Origin of the sequence: Roseivirga seohaensis subsp. aquiponti, from assembly GCF_001267955.1 — a bacterium.
In the GTDB taxonomy this organism is placed as follows: Bacteria; Bacteroidota; Bacteroidia; order Cytophagales; family Cyclobacteriaceae; genus Roseivirga; species Roseivirga seohaensis.
Genome location: NZ_JSVA01000025.1, coordinates 1 through 20,216 on the forward strand (window position 1 = coordinate 1; position 20,216 = coordinate 20,216).

At 38.8% G+C, this 20,216-nt stretch carries 11 protein-coding genes; 5 read left to right on the forward strand and 6 right to left on the reverse strand.

The window, feature by feature from the left end; genetic code table 11:
• Positions 1-86: 86 nt before the first annotated feature.
• From OB69_RS17390 to OB69_RS17405, 4 genes are read left to right on the forward strand one after another with little or no spacing between them, the layout of a single operon-like run.
• A complete protein-coding gene (locus tag OB69_RS17390) occupies positions 87-2,486 on the forward strand; it encodes an ABC transporter permease (protein ID WP_082338225.1) in 2,400 nt (799 codons plus the stop codon).
• A gap of 11 nt (positions 2,487-2,497) precedes the next feature.
• Entirely contained in the window at positions 2,498-4,942 is a 2,445-nt protein-coding gene (locus OB69_RS17395; protein WP_082338227.1) for an ABC transporter permease, read from the forward strand.
• A gap of 11 nt (positions 4,943-4,953) precedes the next feature.
• Positions 4,954-7,314: an ABC transporter permease gene (locus tag OB69_RS17400; RefSeq protein WP_053225041.1), complete on the forward strand. Its 2,361-nt coding sequence runs from the start codon at positions 4,954-4,956 to the stop codon at positions 7,312-7,314.
• An 18-nt stretch (positions 7,315-7,332) separates the two neighbouring features.
• The gene (locus OB69_RS17405; protein ID WP_053225042.1) at positions 7,333-9,708 is read left to right on the forward strand and encodes an ABC transporter permease; all 2,376 of its coding nucleotides are present in this window, start codon (positions 7,333-7,335) and stop codon (positions 9,706-9,708) included.
• A 31-nt stretch (positions 9,709-9,739) separates the two neighbouring features.
• Here the strand turns inward: OB69_RS17405 and OB69_RS17410 are convergent, their stop codons facing one another.
• From OB69_RS17410 to ade, 5 genes are all read right to left on the reverse strand, one after another.
• Positions 9,740-10,132 (reverse strand): response regulator, encoded by a 393-nt coding sequence (locus tag OB69_RS17410; protein WP_053225043.1) that lies wholly within the window; start codon positions 10,130-10,132, stop codon positions 9,740-9,742.
• Positions 10,129-12,411 carry a PAS domain-containing sensor histidine kinase gene (locus OB69_RS17415; RefSeq protein ID WP_053225044.1) on the reverse strand — a complete coding sequence of 761 codons (2,283 nt, stop codon included), beginning with the start codon at positions 12,409-12,411 and terminating at the stop codon, positions 10,129-10,131. Before OB69_RS17415 ends, OB69_RS17410 begins: the two co-directional genes overlap by 4 nt.
• A gap of 184 nt (positions 12,412-12,595) precedes the next feature.
• The gene (locus OB69_RS17420; RefSeq protein ID WP_053225045.1) at positions 12,596-12,892 is read right to left on the reverse strand and encodes a sll1863 family stress response protein; all 297 of its coding nucleotides are present in this window, start codon (positions 12,890-12,892) and stop codon (positions 12,596-12,598) included.
• Positions 12,892-14,205, reverse strand: a complete 1,314-nt coding sequence (locus OB69_RS17425) for a tetratricopeptide repeat protein (RefSeq protein WP_053225046.1) — start codon at positions 14,203-14,205, stop codon at positions 12,892-12,894. The genes OB69_RS17420 and OB69_RS17425 overlap by 1 nt, the downstream gene beginning before the upstream one ends.
• 70 nt (positions 14,206-14,275) lie before the next feature.
• Entirely contained in the window at positions 14,276-15,907 is a 1,632-nt protein-coding gene (ade, locus tag OB69_RS17430) for an adenine deaminase (RefSeq protein WP_053225047.1), read from the reverse strand.
• 131 nt (positions 15,908-16,038) lie between these two features.
• Between ade and OB69_RS17435 the strand changes: the two genes are divergently transcribed.
• Positions 16,039-18,588, forward strand: coding sequence for a M14 family zinc carboxypeptidase (locus OB69_RS17435; protein WP_053225048.1), 2,550 nt, complete (start codon positions 16,039-16,041; stop codon positions 18,586-18,588).
• 272 nt (positions 18,589-18,860) lie between these two features.
• On the opposite strand, the gene OB69_RS17440 is transcribed toward OB69_RS17435, so the two are convergent.
• Positions 18,861-20,063 carry a hypothetical protein gene (locus OB69_RS17440; RefSeq protein ID WP_053225049.1) on the reverse strand — a complete coding sequence of 401 codons (1,203 nt, stop codon included), beginning with the start codon at positions 20,061-20,063 and terminating at the stop codon, positions 18,861-18,863.
• Positions 20,064-20,216: the final 153 nt, after the last annotated feature.

Below are 20,216 nucleotides of genomic sequence, written 5' to 3' on the forward strand. Positions count from 1 at the left end.
ATAACTAATAACTAATAACTAATATCTGATTACTGATAACTAATATCTGATTACCTGATGCCTGATAACCGATAACTCAAAATACAATGGTCAAAAATTATCTTAAAATCCTAGTTAGAAATTTTGTTCGCAACAAAACTTTCACGCTCATCAATATTAGCGGATTAACGCTGGGCATTACATGCAGCTTAGTCATGTTCTTGATTGTAAAACAAGAGCGCAGTTTTAACCAAAATCACGAAAATCTTAACTCGATATACCGTGTAGGACATGTTGATGTAGAAGACGGTAGAGAATACCCTCAGGGAGGAGTGCCATTGGTCATGCCTGCTTCCATTAAAGACGAAATTGTGGGGGTAAAAGAAGTAACACTGATTTCGCACGAGCGTTACGGACTTATTTCTGTGAATAATGGTGGTGAAATTAAATACTATGAAGAAGATCCCGAACTGGTCTATATTGAGCCTTCTTTCTTTGATGTTTTTGATTGGGAAGTGTTAGAAGGTAGTGTAGAGTCGGTTTTTAACCAACCCAATATTGTTGCTTTAAATAAAACGCTGGCAGATAAATATTTCCCCAACCAATCGGCTGTGGGGCAAACCATAAAGCTGAATAAGGAAACAGATTTGAAAGTGGTAGCGGTAATGGAAGACGCTCCTAAAAACTCGGATTTCCCCTTTGGGATTTTTATTTCCATGGAAACAAAAAAGGCCAAAGACCCTAAGGAATTTAATAATTGGGGGAGCATTTCAAGCGACAACGTGGCCTTTGTACTTTTAGAGAATAATGTTGAACCCGCCAAGATAGATGCTCAATTTCCAGATTTTGTAGAAAAGCACTGGGATAAAGATACCCGTGAAGCACGCACATTTTTGTTAGCCCCTTTTACCGAATATCACTTCGATGAGCGTTTCGGTACTTTTAGTGGCCGTGTAGCGCCAAAAACCATTCTTTATGCCTATATCATTATTGGTGTATTACTTATTGTAACCGCCTGTTTTAACTTCATTAATATGTCTACTGCCATGGCGGTTAAGCGATCCAAGGAAGTGGGCATGCGCAAGGTGCTGGGTAGTACAAGAAAGCAGTTGATATTAAGGTTTATTGGCGAAACCTTCGCTATAACCCTTATTGCTTTGCTGATTTCCATGGCCCTTACCGAAAGGCTTTTACCCATGGTGATCAATGATTTTATAGGAATTGAGGTGCCTTTTAATCCTATTGCAGACTTAGCACTTCTTGGCTATTTGATTGCTATTCTTTTGGCGGTGTCGGTTTTGGCTGGTTTATATCCAGCAATTGTACTCTCAAGTGCAAAACCCATTTACGCACTTAAAGGAAGTATGACCAAAGGAAAAGGCAATTTGTTCTTCAGAAGGTCGCTGGTGTTTACACAATTCTTAATCTGTCAGATTTTGATTTTTGGAACCGTGGTGGCAGTTCAGCAAATGAACTATTTCAGCTCTGTAGATATGGGCTATGATCAGGAATATATTCTAAACATCAATTTGGCTGAAACCGACAAAGGAACTCGTGATCTATGGGATTCTAAAGTTCAGAATATTCCAGGAGTTGTTTCTTATTCTTTCAATTATAAGCCTCCTTTTTCAGGCTCTCAGTCAGTTACCAACGCCTATTATTATGGAGTAGATAGCGCAGTAAACGAACTCAATACCCACGTAAAAATGGCCGATGACCAATATCAGAAAACCTATGGTTTGGATTTGGTAGCAGGCGATTGGCTAACAAAAAGCGATACCGTAAATCAATTTGTGGTCAACGAAACCTTTCTGAAAAAACTGGGCATTACCGACCCGAATGAAGTTATTGGCGAACGAATGATGTTGTGGGGTTTTAACGCTCCAATTGTAGGAGTGGTGAAGGACTATCATGTTACTACTTTATCTGAGGCCATAGAGCCAGTGGCCATGTTCAACCGCCAAGAGAACTTTAGAACACTGGGGTTACGGATCAACGGCCAGAGTTCGGCTAATGTAATTGCTGAACTAGAAACCATTTGGTACGACATTCATGAAGAATATGAGTTCGACTATACTTTTTTAGATAAGGAGATTGCAGACTTCTATGAAGGCGAAAGGAAAATGTCGCAAATGCTTACTGTCTTTGCCTTCATTGCCATTTTCATTGGTTGCTTAGGCCTCTACGGCTTGGTGTCGTTTATGGCAAATCAAAAGGCCAAGGAAATTGGAATTAGAAAAGTATTAGGCGCTACGGTAGCCAACATCATGAGCCGTTTTTCAATGGAATTTATTGTCTTAGTCGGGCTATCATTTTTGTTGGCCGCTCCTTTGGCCTATTGGGGAATGAACAGTTGGCTTGGGCAGTATGAATACCGAATTGCCATTGGGCCAATTATTTTCTTGATCAGTATTGGCGCATCACTTCTGATAGCCTTAAGTACTACAGGTTACCGTTCTATGCGAGCTGCTACTGCCAACCCTGTCAATTCACTTAGAGACGAGTAAACCTTAAAGCTATGCTCAAACAAACCTTCAAATTTGCACTCAGGAGTTTCAGGAAATCAGGTTTTCTACACTTGATTAACTTATTGGGTTTAACGCTTGGACTTAGTGTCTTCTTTATGATTTCGCTTTATATCTATCAAGAAAAAAGCTACGAAAGTGATTTTACACACAAGGATAGAATTTACCAATTAAGCCATACCATGCTAGGGTATAGGACGGCACTTGGGGCTCCTAACTTACCATATGTACTAAACGAAATACCAGAAGTAGAAACATTCACAAGCTTTAAACGAAGCGCATCCACCAAACTGGCATGGGATGATCAAGAGCAGATTGTGAAAATGCTCAGGGTTGATTCCTCTTTTCTCGAAGTTTTTGATTTTGTACTGTTGAAAGGCGACCCAGAAACAGTGTTGGATGAGCCAAATTTTGCAGTGATTCATGAAAAATGGGCGAAAGATTTTTTGGGGAGCACTGATGTGATTGGTAAACTGATTCATGTTACAAAGCACGACCTGATAAAAGACAGTACATATCAAGTACCGGTTATTATAAATGGTGTAATTAAAACGCCCAAATTCAAAACACAGCTGCAATTCGATTTATTGGTTTCAGAGCAAAGGCCTGCAACCATGAGCGATGGAGTGGGGGGCTGGCAAAACTCTACAGTTTATAACTATATAGTAGCAAGCCCTGCAGCTACAGAACAGTTGCTCGACAGAAGGCTTTCGGATATCAGCTATAAATATGTTTACCCTAAAACAGTAATTGGTGGTCAGGGTACAAAAGAGGACTGGAAGGCTGAAAGTCTTTATTCTGATTCTTATGCTGAGTCTCTCTCTACCCTCAGAACAAACTCAGATACGAGTGGTAATTTGATGCCCGCATTAAATACTTCACAAGTGAATACTCTCACTATAATTGCTTTAGCGGCACTGATTATTTCTGTCTTCAATTTTATTAATATTTCTACCGCCCGTGCTTCTATGAGAATGAAAGAAGTGGGGGTAAAGCGTATAATGGGCTCATCGAAGTTAATGCTGATTTTACAGTTTATGCTTGAGTCTTTTCTGCTTATTCTTTTGTCCTCAGTGATGGCTTTAGCTCTGGTGGAGGTTTTGGTAAAGCTCAAACCTGAATCTATTGGGATTGTAGTTGATTACTCAGTGCTTCATTCACAAGAATGGGTTTTCGGGCTCATTGTTTTTATTTTAGTACTTACTTTTCTTGCGGGTATTTATCCTGCAGTTTATCTCTCAAGCGGAAGGTTGGCGGTTATTCTTAAAAGTGGAACCGCTAAAAATAGCTTCAGCGTTCTGAATGCTGGTGCACTCAGAAAATCTGCTACGGTATTGCAGTTTATGTGTTCTATAGGGTTGATCACGGCTGTTATTACCATGTTTCTGCAAGTGGACTTTTTGAGAACCAGAGATATTGGCTATCAATCAAAAGGGGTATTGGTAATTGATAATACATCATTGTTAAAGGAGTCGAAAGAAACTTTTGCCCATGAGTTATCTCGCTTACCTAGTGTAAGCGGTGCAGCCTACACTACTCGCTTGCCAAGCAGTATTACTTTAGAGGGAGCTCAACCGATTCCTATTAACGATTCCACCAATATGTCCTTCTCAATTTTCGGGGTAGATTCAACATTTTTTGAGGTAATGGATATGAAATTCGTTCATGGGCATTCCTTTTTTGAAAGCACAAATTCAGGTGCCACTGAAATATCACCAGAATATGTGCCTGTTGTTATAAATGAGATAGCTGCCAAACGGCTAGGGTTCGAAAATCCAATAGGTCAGTTTATTGGAGAAAGGGCTAAAGTGGTAGGTGTAGTTCAGGATTTTGTGTTTAGTGACCTAAGAGAATCCATTGAACCTGTTTTAATGACATCTCGTCCTGGAAAAGGTAGACGTTACGCATTTAGCCATCCATTAGTCGTTAAGTCTAGCGTAAGTAAACCCAATATAGATGAAATTCAAGATGTTTGGTCTCGGTTTTCGCAAGAGGAAATGAAGTGGCATTTTTTAGAAACCAACTACTCCAGCTTGTTGAAGATTGAAATGCAAGGATTTAGGGCTGTTTTAATTTTTTCTATAGTAGCGATAATTATCTCATGTTTAGGTTTATTGGGTTTGGCCATGTTCATCATAGATCAACGCACGCATGAATTCGGTATTAGAAAAGTGCTTGGCGCATCAGTAGCAGATATCATGAAGTTATTCGGAAGTAGCTTTGCCAAACTAATGTCTGTGGCCTTTCTAATGGCACTTCCTGTTTCAGTATATTTCATGCAAAACTGGCTATCTAATTATGCCGATAGAATTAGCCTAAATGCATGGATTTTTGGACTAACTGCTCTGATAATGATAATCATTGTCGCTGCCACCATCCTCTTCCAATCCCTCAAAGCCGGCCGCCTTAACCCAGTAGATACCTTAAGAAACGAATAAACCTTAAAGCTATGTTCAAAAACAACCTTAAACTTATTATTAGAAAACTACGGAAAGAGAAGCTCTATTCCTTTGTGAACATTGCTGGGCTCACCGTGGGGCTTACCGCGTTTTTACTCATTGCCCTTTATGTGCGCGATGAACTCAGTTTTGATAATTTCCACGAGAATAAAGAGAATATTTATCGGGTGATTAGTAGTGAAAATGGGGAGAAATACAAAAGTACCATTGCCAGTGACTTTGTTGAGTTTTTCAGAGAGGACATTCCTCAAATTGATGGTCATGCTCGGATTGCTGGGGGAGGGATTTCTTTGTTGAATTTTGGAGAAAGGAATCTGAATGTAGAAAATGTCTTTTTTGTTGATTCAAATTTCTTTGAATTTTTTGATTTTGCTCTACTCAATGCCAATAGAAAGACTGTTTTCTCAGAAACAAGCCAAGTGGTAATAACCCAAAGTTTGAGAGAGAAATTATTCGGAGATACGAATCCAATCGGTCAAGAAATTCAGATGAATAAAGGTAAGGTTTATACAGTGGCTGCTGTGGCTACCGATCCTCCTAAAAACAGTACGATTCAATTTGAAATGTTGGTATACGAAAGGGAGTATTTCAAAAACGTTTGGGAAGAGATGCATTCAGTTAGAAATATTACCACCTATGTATCTATTGTGCCTAGTGCTTCAAAAGAGGCGGTAAGTGCTGGGATTACTAAGGCTATTGATAAACCGGTATATCGCGATATGCTAGAGGGCTATACCTATGAATTATTACCCTATACAGACCAAAGACTTTATGCACCTTACCAAAGAGATGGGTTTCAAAAAAATGACATCCGCTATATCACACTTTTCTCAGGTATTGGTTTGGTGGTTTTGCTCTTGGCTTTAATCAATTATGTCAATTTAGTAACGGCCCAATCCATGAGTAGAGTCAAAGAAATTGGCTTGAGAAAGGTGATTGGAGCGAATAAAGTACAATTGGTTTTTAGTCAATTATCAGAATCCGTGGTCATTACATTGGTTTCCTTTGTATTTGCTTTTGCCATTGCCGAACGCTTATTGCCTTTTTACAACCAATTGCTCGATAAGTCAATCACGCTTCAATACGGCAGTTCTGAATTCTTTATTTGGGTGTTTATGGCTGGTTTAGCCTTAGGTGTTTTGGCTGGTTTATATCCAGCGTTTTATATCTCCAAATTCAAGCCTTTGGCCTTGTTGAATAAAACTACGGCTGCGGTTGGTAATAAAGGGTATTTAAGAAAGTTCTTGGTGCTGTTTCAGTTTATATCTTCTGGACTGTTGTTAGTGGTGCTGGCCATCATGTTCAGTCAAATGAATTACTTGAAAACAACGGATTTAGGTTTTAATCCAGACTTGGTAATTCAGGTACCACTGTATTCAGACCTAGAAGGAGGATATCAGGCACTTAAAAATGAAGCTGAACGGATTGGAGGAGTCAAATCTGTGAGTGTTACAGGTTGGACGGTTGGAAACGCAACGTCATCAAGTTTTTTTGATGGCCCAGATAGCGAGAGTGAGGATACGAATGGTTATCGCTTTCATTTAGTTTACGCGGATAGGAATTATCCTGAGATACTTGAACTGAAATTTCTTCAGAAGGCTGAAGGATTTGATTCTAACCAATTCTATAAAGGTCAAATTATAGTTACTGAATCATTGGTAAAGAAACTGGGTTGGCAAGAAAACCCAATTGGCCAGAAAGGATATACCTATAAAGGTGAACCAATGGAGGTTGTGGCGGTAATTGATGATTTCCATACATTTTCACTAAAGCAGGAAATGGAGCCAATGTTTATTACTCCAATAGTGGATCGGGGGGCTAATAGTTTGTTGCTGAAAATGGATGCAGTGAATGGGCAAAAGGCGCTTCAAGAGTTTGGAGAAGTTTACGAGCGCATGGCACAGCGCCCTTTTGAGTTTTATTACCTAGATGATAAAATCAAAGATTTCTACAAGAAAGAACAAGGCCAGTTTATGCTCTTCCAAATTTCTTCAGGTTTGGCCGTCTTTATTTCCCTCCTAGGTTTAATTGCTTTGACGATCTATACCTTAGAGCAGCGCAGAAAAGAAGTGAGTATTAGAAAGGTGCTTGGTGCATCAATTCAAAATCTGCTGTTTTTGCTGAATAAGGAGTATACGCTTCTGGTGTTTTTGGCATTTCTCATTGCTTCGCCTATCGCTTATTATGCCATGCAGGGTTGGTTGGCTGAGTTTAAGTACCGCATCGAAATCACACCACTCATATTTATTGGTGCATTCTTAAGTTTCTTGGTTTTAAGCTGGTTGGTTACGCTTTTACAATCCTTACAAGTATCTAAAGCAAACCCAGCCGATACGCTTAGAGAAGAATAATTACTAGATCGAAGAACTATGTTATCAAACTACCTGACTATCATTTTTAGAAAACTCCGTAAAGAGCGGCTTTATAGTATAATCAATCTTTTGGGCCTCACCGTTGGTCTTACCGCATTTTTATTGATTGCACTTTATGTGCGTGATGAACTGAGTTATGATAAATTTCATGCCGACCATGAGCAGCTGTACAGGGTTTACGCTACTGATACTACCCGAGATGTAAAACAAGGGGCAATTGCGCCTGATTTAGCTGGAATTATCCTGTCCGATATTCCTGCCGTGGAGTCTGCAGTGCGAATGATTAGTGGTGGAAAAAAGAGCCTTTTAACTGTTGGTGATGAACGCATTTATTCCGACAAGGTGATTTTTTCAGATGCTAACTTTTTCGAAATGCTGGATTTCAGGCTGGTAGAGGGTGTTGCCCAATCGGTTTTAAGTCAACCTTACCAAGCTGTAATTACTACCGCTCTTGCAGAGAAGCTATTTGGAGAAGAAAACCCGATTGGAAAAACGATTACCCTAAATAAAGAAAGAGAGTTAGTGGTAACGGGAATCAGTGAAACCCCACCTGCCAATAGCTCTTTAAAATTTGAAATGGTAATAAGGAGTGGAGTAGCAGAGATGGATACTCAAAGACCTGCAAGTATGATGCCTGCGCTTACTTATCTTAAAATTTCAGAAGAGCAAGACAAAGTTCAGGTGGTGAAAATGATCAATGAACTCAAGGCCAAATCGAGCTATGGCATTTTTGTGAAGGATGATGTGTTTGGACTATTGCCAATCACTGACCAAAGGCTTCACGCCAAATTTACTTATGCAAACTTGACAGATCAAAGTGACATCCGCTTTGTCTATTTATTCTCTGGTATTGGTTTGGTAATCCTCCTTTTAGCTGTGATCAATTATATCAATATGGTTACCGCTAGTTCTCTGAAAAGGGCCAAGGAAATTGGGCTTAGAAAGGTGATTGGTGCTCAAAAATCTCAATTGGTTTGGTATCAATTGGTAGAATCTGTGGTGGTGACTACCATTGCTCTAGTCATGGCTTTTGCACTTACGGAAAGACTATTACCTCTAATGAATAACTTATTGGGGAAAACGATGGAATTGAGGTATTTCAGCCTCGAGTTTTTGTTTTTCGTCCCTTTAATGGGGCTTACCATTGGTGTGTTAACCGGGCTTTATCCGTCATTTTATATCAGTCGATATAAGCCATTAGTGCTATTGAAAAATAACATGAGCGGAACCGCAGGCAAGGGTGGCTTAAGAAGAGTTTTGGTTGGCTTTCAGTTTTTGGTGGCAGGGATTATGATTTTGGTTACCCTCATTATGCATTCTCAAATGAAGTTTTTGAAAGAGCAGAAAATGGGGTTTGATCAGGAACTGCTGGTCTATGTTCCGCTTTTTGAAGACTTGAAAGGGGAGTCTCAAGTCTTTAAGAATGAAGTGCTTGGTATGTCGGGCGTTTCAGAAGCCACAGTAACCAATTGGATGTTCGGTAATCATACTTGGAGTGGGGTTTTTGGAGGTTATTATGATAGCGATACCGAAGAGCGGCCACCTTATGTTGAGGTATCCTTTGTGTTAGGAGATGAAGATGTGATCAATACTTTAGGCCTAAAAGTGCTGGAGGCAGAAGAGGGCTTTGATATAGCACAACTCGATTCTACAAAAATTGTAATCAGCAAGCTTGTTGCCGATGGTTTAGGCTGGAAGGATGAAAGTGTGATTGGAAAATATGTGTATCAATATGCAGGCTATAAAATGAAGGTAGTGGCTGTTATTGAAGATTTTCACTCTTCTTCCTTAAAGGATGAAATTTTACCTTCTGTGATCTTGAATAGAGAAAGTTGGTCTGAAGAAAAACTTTTAATCCGCTTTGAAAGCCAAGGACATCAGGCCACACTCAAAGAAATTAAAGAAAAATACGAAAGCCTTTTGAACCGACCTTTTGAGTTTAGTTATGTAGATGATGAAATAGAAAAATACTATAAGGAAGAAGCCGATCAAGTGGCTTTGTTTAATACTTTCTCTGGCTTGGCCATTTTCATTTCATTATTGGGTTTAATGGCTATGGCTACCTATTCTGCTGAGCAGCGAAAAAAGGAAGTCAGTGTAAGAAAGGTATTAGGTGCTTCTATGAGGCAGCTTATTCTTTTGTTGAATAAAGAGAATGGTGTTTTGGTGATTGTCGCTTTTTTAATTGCTACCCCCATTACAGTTTACGTTATGCAAGATTGGCTAGCTGAATTTAAGTATCGGGTTTCTATTCAACCTGTAATTTTTGTTTTAGCCCTAGCGGGGTTTTTCGCACTAAACCTGCTGGTGACTTTGTTCTTTTCTATGAAGGTCTCTAAAGCAAACCCAGCCGATACGCTTAGAGAAGAATAATGATAAGTAGGTATTTGAAGATATACTTGAGTTAAAAATCCTCAAGTATACCTTCTAGTGCTTCCATGGTAATTGGTTTTACAATGTAATTGCTGACTACTTCATAAGTTTCGGCCTTTTTAAAATCTTCATTGTCAATTGAAGAACTTACAATGTAAAGGGTTATTTTTTTGTCAGTTTTTATTTTGGTGAACTCATCTAAAAATTGCCATCCATCCATTACAGGCATATTTAAATCCAGCAAAATGAGCTCTGGTAAATTGTTTCCTGAAGCAATTATTGCTGACAATCCTTCTAGCGCTTTTTTGCCATCTTGAAATACCATAAAACCATTACAGAAGTTGGCCAATTCCATCATTCTCTTTGCTCCAAAAACAAAAATGGGGTCATCATCTATAATACAGGCAATATCAATTTTCTTCATAATTTCAAATACACTTTAAATGTTGTTCCTTTATTGAGTTCGCTTTCAACTTCTATTTTACCATTCATTGCCTCGATTTGATTTTTTGTAATGAATAGTCCAATTCCTCTAGCATCTTCATTTCCATGAAATGTTTTGTACATGCCAAACAGTTTACGTCCATGGAGTTTCATGTTCATTCCCATACCGTTGTCGGTAAATTTAATGACCACAAATTCTTTTTTTACAAATGCATCAATGCTAATTTGGTTTGGTCGGTCAGCCGATCGGTACTTGACTGCATTGGAGATCAAGTTAAGAAAAATACTTTCTAAATAGGCAGGAATTGCCTTTACAAAAATAGAAGAAGACACGTTGATTTCTATTTGTGTTTTGCTTTCTAGAATTGTAGCATGAAGATTGGTTTGTGCTTTTTTAATATATTCTAAAAGATTTAATGAGAGTAAATTGTCATTGGTTTTGGTGCTCATGGCCACCACTTCATTCAGGTGTTGTATGGTTTCTTTTAGGTTTTCTGAAGCTTCGGTTAATAATGGAAAAAAGGGGTTTTGGGTAGCTTCTGGCACTTCCATTTTCATCAGCTCTGTAAGCATTGAAAGGTTACCTGAATGAGACCTGAGGTTGTGAGAAACTATATGTGCGAAATTGAGAAGGCGCTCATTTTGCTCTTGGGTCACGTCAAGCAGAGATTTCACTTCTTCCTCTACTCGTTTTAAATTTGAAATGTCTGTTGCTACACCCAGATAGCCCTTTACCTCGTTATATCTATTTTTAATGGCGGTTACAGTTAGCTGAACAGGAAATGTGGAACCATCTTTCCTCATATAGGTCCATTCTCTGGTTTCGTATAAACCAATGGAGGCTTGGTAAATCAGGGTTTGCATACCCTGAATACTAATGTTGTAATTCTCTGATAATTCTTTGCTTCGCTCTTTAATTTCGCTAGCTAAATGAATGATTTCGGGGGTTTGTTTGTCAATCATTTCGCCTGCAGAATAACCTAAAAGATTCTCTGCCCCTCGATTAAATGATTTAATAATTCCATTTAAATCGGTTTCTATAATGCTTACTTGTGTACTAGCATCTTGTATGCCTTGCAGCTTACTTAAGCTTTCTTGTAATTCAAATTGAGCTTGTTTTCTTTCTGTAATGTTATTGATTTGAGAAACGAAATGGCTTGGTAGGCCCGAGCTGTTTTTTACCATAGAAACGGATAGTAAAACCCAAATAATATGGCCGTTTTTATGGAAATACCTTTTTTCCATTTGGTAACTATCAATTTTACCCCTTATGAGTTGGTCTAATAAACTGTAGTCTTTCTCTAAATCATCGGGATGGGTAATGTCGTCAAAAGTTAGTTTTTCCAGTTCATTTTTTGAGTAGCCTATGATTTGGCTTAAGCTTTTATTTACCTGTAACCATTCGCCTTTAAGCCCCACTAGGGCCATACCGTTCGCTGCAAATTCAAAGGTTTGGCGGAACTGTTCTTCTTGAAGAGATAAAAGTTTGTTGGCTTTGGTTTTTTCGTCAATGTCTTGAAAAACCCCATAAACACTTACTACTTCATTATTTTCAATTTCAGGAATTCCAACAGTACGTACCCATTTGTGATTTCCTTTATCGGTAATAATTTCAAGCTCTAAGTCAAAGACTTTCTTTTTGTCAATGCAGGCCAAGAAATGTTTTGTGAGCGAATCTCTGTTTTCTCCTTCTTTATAAAAACTGATTCCATCTTCAAGGTTTGGAGTATAATTATCATCAACTTCATGAATGTCTCGGGTTACTTTACTCCATGTTACTGTCTTTTTTTTGAGGTCTACTTCCCAAGTACCAATACTCGCCACCTCATTGGTTTTTTCAAGTAGCTCTTGATACCTAGAAAGAAGGTGTTCTTTTTTCTTAATAGAGGTAATGTCGGCAGTATACATTAGAATGCCGCCAATCTCATTTTTTTCGGTGTACCATGGTCTAACATCCCAACTGATCCACTGTGTAGTGCCATCATTGCCAATAAAAGAGTCTTCTTGTTTCTGTTTTATAGCTCCTTTTAAACATTCCTGATGAATGTCTTTCCATTCTTGGCTAATATTATTAAAAATGTCGTAGTGACTTTTACCGATGATATCGCGTCCTTCTAGGTTGTAGTCTTTTAACCATTGCTGTGAGGCTGCCAAGTAGCACACCTCGCGATCGAACATGGCAATTGCAGAGGGAGCCTGCTCAACAAATAGTTTACTACGATCTTTAATGGGTTGGTTTTCTGAATTATGCATTGGCATTATAGGTACTTTATGTTCTCATAAGCTGATGTATTATGACCAATGAACATTACAGCTTAATGCAATATATAAAAACATAGTTTTTTTACAGGAATTGTTTTTTGAAGATTGGATGATTATTAATAACAAGAGCCATTCCTACAATAGAAATGGCTCTTGGTTAGGGCTCTCACAGAAGTGTTTACTAATCTTTCATCTCTTCTGCGCTTGGGCCTTTTCTGAACATTTTTTCAAAGGCTTTGCCTATCTCATCTAGTGCATTTTTTAAATGATGTTTGGCTTCTTCAATTTTAGGTTCATTTTTAACCCTAAAATCGTCCATTTTCTCTTCTAGCTTGTCGCGCTGAATTTTTAACTTTTCGATGGTTTCTTCCATTTCTTCGCGTACTTCTCCAGAAGCGTCTTTTGCCTTTTCAATAAGCTCGTCAATTTTATTGCGGAGGTCTTTTATCAGTTGTTCCGCTTCATCTCTTATTGCCATTATTCTGTCGGTCTAGTTCTAATAGTTGAAGTTACGTTAATCCAGCACCCTACTTTAATCGAGGCTCCTTCTTCTAAGTTCAATTCAAAGATCTCGGTTTTTGTAGGGAACTGTGCTCTTGCACTTTCCATTCCTTTGGTATTGCCGGCCTTTTTATAGGCATCGTAAGCAGCAAAGAAAATAGCCCTATCTGCAACTTGACTTACGTTTTGCTTACACTCATCAAAGCTGTTCATATACATGGAAGCTATAAGGTTGTAGGCTTCTTCAACCACACTTTGATCAAGTTCGGCTGCTTTTATAGCTTCGTTTCTTGCTTTCACTTTTTCGCCAGAAAGGGCATATGCCTTGGCCAATGAAAGAGTTGTTTCAGCTTTTTTTGCTTTGTCTTGTTCTAAGCTAATCGCTTCTTCTAGGTATTTTATTGCCTCAGGGTACTCTTTGCTTGAAAGTTTTCTTCTACCAATAATTCCAGCTAAACCAGAAGTTGGCTCAGCTTTATGTACTACCTCAACGGCTTCCGTAAAGAAGTCAGAATCAGAGCATTTGGCGGTTAGCGATAACTGAAAAATCCTTTTGGCTAACTTTACGTTGCTTGGGTTCTCTTTCAGTTGTGGGTAGAGTTTCTGTTCAATGAAGTCGCAATTCACATCAATAATAGTGGTAAGAGCCTGATCAATTATTGATTTGTATTGTTCGAATTTGGCTACATCCTTGCCTTTTGCAATTCGGTCTTCTATTACTTCTGTGATTTTAGCGTGGATATCTAAAGCCTCATTCTCGCTCACATTTTTATTCTTTATGAAACTCCTTTTTAGGATGTCCATATAGGCCACCAAATTGTTATTGATTACTTCATCGGGTTTTTCAAAGGCTCTAGCAAAAGCCTTTAGGGCTTCATCGTATTTCTCTGCATTATCTTTGTGAAACTTATAATACCTAAAAGCCACATTGTTTATTTCTGTATCGCTAAGCGGAAATCTCTCGTCTTTCAACTTGTATACCGTAAACATAGAGTCTAAATAAACCATCTTTTTGGTCTGGTCGGTTTCTTTTTCCGCTATTGCTTCATAAGCCTTATAACTGTTGATATACAGGCCTTCATAAAGATCTGGTGCGTTTTTCAATAGCCAAGCCAGAGAGTTAGCAGCTTCTCTATATCTTTCTAATGCCATATCGTCTAACGACATAGCGAATTTTCTTTTGGCCTCTTCAGCTAGTTGAGGATCATCAGGATATGTTATATCTGGATTTTGAGCTAACACTGGTAAAGCTGAAAAAACCAGAGTAAGGCAGAATATTAACTTTTTCATAATTGTAATTTTAAGGAGCCAAAATTAACGCAATTAAAAATCACGATAACCTACACTCGTTATTAAATTGTTACGAATGCTTAACAAATAAAGGTTTGAATTTGAAACTGTCTCCATCAAACAATCCTAAATCACTAAGCTTTAAAGATGGTATCACTAATAATGCCATAAAGGACAAACTCATAAACGGTGAATTTAGTTTGCTTCCCATCTCTTTAGAAATTCTATCGATGTTTGAATAGGCTTCGGCTACATCATATCCATCTTCTGCACTCATAATTCCTGCTACGGGTAATGCTACTAAGGCTTCTTCTTTTTCAGAGACGACACTAACCCCTCCTTTAGCTTTAATAATTAGGTTTACTGCTTTTACAATCGCTTCATCCGTAGCACCCACGGCAATAATATTGTGAGAATCGTGGCCTACACTAGACGCAATAGCTCCTTTCTTTAAGCCGAAATTTCTAATGAACGCAATGGCCGGCTTTGCTGGTTGATAACGGTTTATCACCACCATTTTCAGTACATCACTGTCTACATTCGATACTAAATTCCCATTTTGGTCGGTGGAGGCTTCTGCTTCAATACAATTGGTGACCAATTGTCCGTCCAGGGCTTCGATTACATTGATTTTACCACCTTCATCTGCAACTTGAATTTGGGATTCAGTAATCGGATCGCAATTGAAATTATTGATGATAAGGTTTTCCACTCTTGGAATGAGCGTTTTTCCATTTTCTGCTACTTTTTCACCATTAATGTAAGTAGCTAAAACTTTAAAATTACTTGGGTTATCAATAGTGATGAAGTCTGCTGGGTCTCCAACTTGGAGGCTGCCTACCTCTAAATTATAGTGGTCTATCGGGGTAATACAGGCGGCTTGAAGAATATTAAACAACTCATGGCCTTTGGCGAGTGCTCTCTTTACCAATAGGTTGATATGGCCTTCGACTAAATTGTCAGGGTGTTTGTCGTCAGAACAAAACATGATCATTTCAGGGTGGTCATGCAGTAATTCGATTAATGCCTCGAAGTTTTTAGCTGCACTGCCTTCTCTAATGGCAATCTTCATTCCGTGCTTTAGCTTGTCAAGCGCTTCTTCTTTGGTAAAGCATTCATGATCGGTAGACATTCCTGCTTTTACATATGCCTCTGCTTTTTCGCCTCTTAAACCTGGTGCATGGCCGTCAATAGGCTTGCCTAATGATTTGGCGATGTTTATTTTTTCATAAACCACAGGGTCGTTAAAAAGCACGCCCGGCCAGTTCATCATTTCAGCTAAATATTTGATTTCATCTTTTTCGAGTAGGTACCGAACTTCATCAGGGCTTATTTCTGCACCTGCGGTTTCGAAAGTGGTAGCAGGCACACAAGAAGGCGCTCCAAAATTGAACTTGAAGTTCACCTGCTTACCGTTTTCAATCATGTACTCCACGCCTTTTACCCCCAAAACATTGCCTATTTCATGAGGGTCCGACACTGTGGCCACGGTTCCATGTACTACCGCAAGTCGGGCAAATTCTGAAGGAACTAACATCGAACTTTCTACATGAACGTGTGAATCTATAAACCCAGGCATAATGAATTGACCGTCTACAGTATCTGATGGCTCAATTCTTTCTATTCTGTTATCTTTGATGTGGAGGATTCCTTTGAACAACCTTCTGTTTCGTACATCTAAAATATGGCCTGAGATTTTCATGCTTTGATTTTAACTTGGTGTTGTGTTTTTCGGAAGTAAAGTTCGCAAAAAGGAGCAAACCTACATGAGAAAGTTTGAATAGTAATAATTTCAACTTACTCACATTTGAAGAGAAGAAAAAACATTCAACCATGAGATTTAGAAGTCTATTCACAACCATTGTTCTTTTATTCGCCCTATTTAGTTTAAAAGCTCAAAACGATTATTTCTTTGCAGAGGGCACTCGTTTCGATCCTAAGATTCCTAGCCCAGAAAAGTATTTGGGTTACCCGATTGGTACCTTGCATACTCGCCACGATGCCATTGTGGGCTACATGCGTGAGCTCGCTAGAATTTCGGATCGCGCAAAGCTCGATACAATTGGAGAAACCTACGAACACAGGCAACTGGTGGTATTAACCATCACTTCACCTGAAAACCATAGAAATTTAGAGTCCATCAGAAAAGAGCATTTAAAACTCACTGATCCAACCCAAAGTGTGGGCGATTACACCGATATGAAGTCGGTGGTGCTTTTGGGCTACAACGTACATGGCAATGAGCCATCGAGCTCCGAAGCGGCCATGCTTACCGCATATTATTATGTGGCGGGCCAATCTGCCGAGGTAAGGGCGGCATTAAAAGACGCAGTATTGATGGTAGACCCAACCTTTAACCCTGATGGCCGTGACCGCCACTCTACTTGGGCCAACTCCTATTTAGGTGATCCCATGGTGTCAGACCCAATTGATGTGGAACATAATGAGGCTTGGCCACGCGGAAGAACTAATCACTATTGGTATGACTTGAACCGCGACTGGCTGCCATTGGCGCATGTAGAAAGTCAATCAAGAATCGATTTCTACCATAAGTGGTACCCGAATGTGGTGACCGATTTTCATGAAATGGGAACGAATTCGACTTATTTTTTCGAACCCACAAAACCATTTGGTTCAGAAAACCCAGTAGTGCCGAGAGATAATTATGATGGTTTGAATAACCTTTTCGCAGGTTACTTCCACGAAGCCTTAGACGAAATTGGTTCTTTGTATTTCACTAAAGAACAGTACGACAACAGCTATCCTGGTTATGGTTCGACTTATCCAGATATTCACGGGGCTTTAGGTTTGGTTTTCGAACAAGCCAGTTCTAGAGGGCACGTGCAAGATTCTCCAACGGGAAAAGTGGCTTTTGCCTTCACCATAAAAAACCATGTAACCTCTAGTTTGGCAACAGTGCGTGCTTCGGTAGGAGAGCGTGAAGTGTTGCTTAAGCACATGGAGAATTATTTCGATTCTGCTTTGGAAGAAGGTGCAAAGAACCCAGTAAAGGGCTGGGTATTTGGCGACCCTGCAGATGACGGAAGAAATCAGGCATTTATTGATTTGTTGTTGAGACACAAAATCAAAACCGTGGCGCTGAATGATGACATTGAATTGGACGGGAAAACCTATAAAGCAGGAAATGCTTTCTATGTGCCTAATGCGCAAAAGCAATACAGAATGGTGCGCACCATGTTCGAGAAAGTAACCGATTTTCATGATAGTATTTTCTACGATGCTTCTTCTTGGACAGCCGCTTTAACCTACAACATGCCTTATGCCGAATGGAAAGGGAAACAAGATTTATCGGGCAAAGAATTAACCAGAAACGACCTGAAAGGCACATACGCTAGGGTTCCGAAAACCAATTATGCTTATTTGATTGAGTGGAACGAATACTACGCGCCTAAGGCTTTGAATTACCTTTTGGAAAAGGGCGTTTATGTGAATTATGGCAGTAAGCCATTCTCTATCGAAACGAATGAAGGCGTAAAGGAATATGGCTATGGTACCTTGATGATTCCAGTTTCTCGTCAGGAAATGGATGCCGATTTGGTGCATGCTTATGTAGAAGAAGCCACCGAGATTGCTGGTATTCGTGCACAAAGTGTGAAAACTGGTTTTAGTACTTCGGGTGTAGATTTAGGAAGCGGAAGCTTTACTACAGTAAGAAAACCCAAAGCAATTATGCTGATAGGCGGAAACACTAATAGTGCAGAGGCAGGTGAAGTATGGCATTTGTTCGATTCTAAAGTGGGAATGCCTATCACCAAAGTAGATATGGACAATGCTGGAAGAATCAATTGGAGCGATTATAACACCCTGATTCTTGTTTCTGGGTCTTACAATTCTTTAGGTGAAAGCACGCTAGACAGAATTAAGCTTTGGGTAAGAGAAGGCGGAACGCTGATTACCATTAAAGGGGCAACCAGTTGGGCCATTGGCGCGAAATGGGTGAATGAAAAATATGCACCACGAAGTGAAAGGGAAACACCTGAACGCATGGACTATGTGACCTCTCGTGATTTCTACGGAGCGCAATCCATTGGTGGCTCAATGTATATGACGGATATCGACATTACACATCCAATTGGCTTTGGCTATACCAGCCGAGAGTTGCCGGTGTATCGAAATCATTCTACCTTAATTCAACCAAGTTCCAGCCCAACCAATACGGTAGTTAAATACACTGAAAACCCGCTGTTGAGTGGTTATGTAAACAAGGCTAATTTGAAAGATATTGGCGGAACAGCCTCATTAATTGCCACTGGCATTGGCCGTGGAAATGTTGTCATGTTTGTAGACAACCCGAATTTCCGTGGCATGTGGTATGGCACCAATAGGCTATTGTTTAATGCGGTGTTCTTCGGAAATTATTAAGGTATTGAATGTGAGCCGTTAAAACGGTTTTTTAGTGTAGAATAAAATAGCCCATGGCTTAAGCCGTGGGCTATTTGTTTGAATGTCTTTGAGTAATGGTTTTAACCATTTAAACTGGTAAGGAGTTATTGCTGAACGGATGGCGGTATGAAACGTTGCGCATTTTGAAACACAAACGTATCAGCCCGCTAAGCCGTTGATTAAATGTTCTTTTGTTCAAATTTAGCACTATCCGCGCAATGTTTTATGACCGCGTGTTAGCGGCTGGCATTTTATAACCATAGTGTCAAATATATATTTATATCATTATAATCTTTGAAATTCTCAAAATATAATCCTATTGAAGTGCTACGAAAAACAAACCTTTCATTAAAATGAATCGATTTGGTAATTCCTATTTTATAATCAATATCGTCTTTAAATATCGAAGTAGTCAAGGTCGTGTGAAATTTAGGTTTGTTAAACCATTTAGTAAAGCCAAAAATTCCACCAATCATTTCTTTATCGTCAGTTGCGTAGTTTAATCCAGTAAAAAGACTGATTTTATCTCTAAAGTTAAAACCATAATTAAATAGATGATTCTGAAAAATGGCATTTGTATCAACGAATTCAAGTTTTCGTTTTTGGTAATTGTAAAACAAAAAGTCATTAGTCTTTGAGTTTTTTATAAATAAATTACTTTTTGATACATTAAATCCAAAATCGTAATTATCATTTCTGTCGAATTTATATTGAAATCCAAAACCGAAATCAGCATGCTTTTTACCTATATAAGTCAGATAAACAGAAGAATTTAATCCTAATGGTAATTTGGTCGAACCGTGATAACCAAATCCAAAAGAGTTGCTAACATAACAAGTTTGTGACATTCCACCAGAATTATAACACCCTCTGTGTGGCAAGTCATCTTTAAACTCTTTATATTTTCCTGATAATTGCAGAGTATCAGAAAGGGCTTTTACAAAATCCATTACAATCAATGATTCAGGGATTGAATCTTGAGCAGAAGGTGTCCAATAAGTTTTATACCAATATTCCTTTTTATCAGAATGCTCGACTATATAAGTAATTCCATCATAGCCTCCAGACCAATCTTCTATTTTATCATCAGATTGTAAGCCAAGAATTCCAGATTTTTGAATAATCTCATAGGTTTCAAGTGCTTTTAATGAGTCAAGTTGAATTTTTTGGTGTAAAGTTTCACTCCGTTTTTTAATACTATGGAAAATATAATTTGTCAATTCTCCATGTATTTGATTATTAGTTTTAAATATCTCTACAATCTGTCCGTGATTTCTGAATCGAAATGAAAAATCGGCTCGCGAGGTATTAAAATCAGTTAGTTCCAGCGTTTTATTAAATTCTTGATTCCGATTGTACCAAAATGCAGTATCCCCTTTAATCACTTTGTCTTGTGAATTTACATTTTGAATCAATGTCAGAATTAGTAATATGGTTATTTGTAGCTGTCTCATTTGCTTGCCGCTAACGGTTCGGGTATAAAACGTAGGGCATTTCGGAGCTGCAAACTTGTCTACTGAGACTAAGTGTGCTTAGAACCGAAAACTTGCGGAAACCACTGTCCGCCCTATGTTTTATACCCATTGTGTGTGCCTTGAATGGTGAAT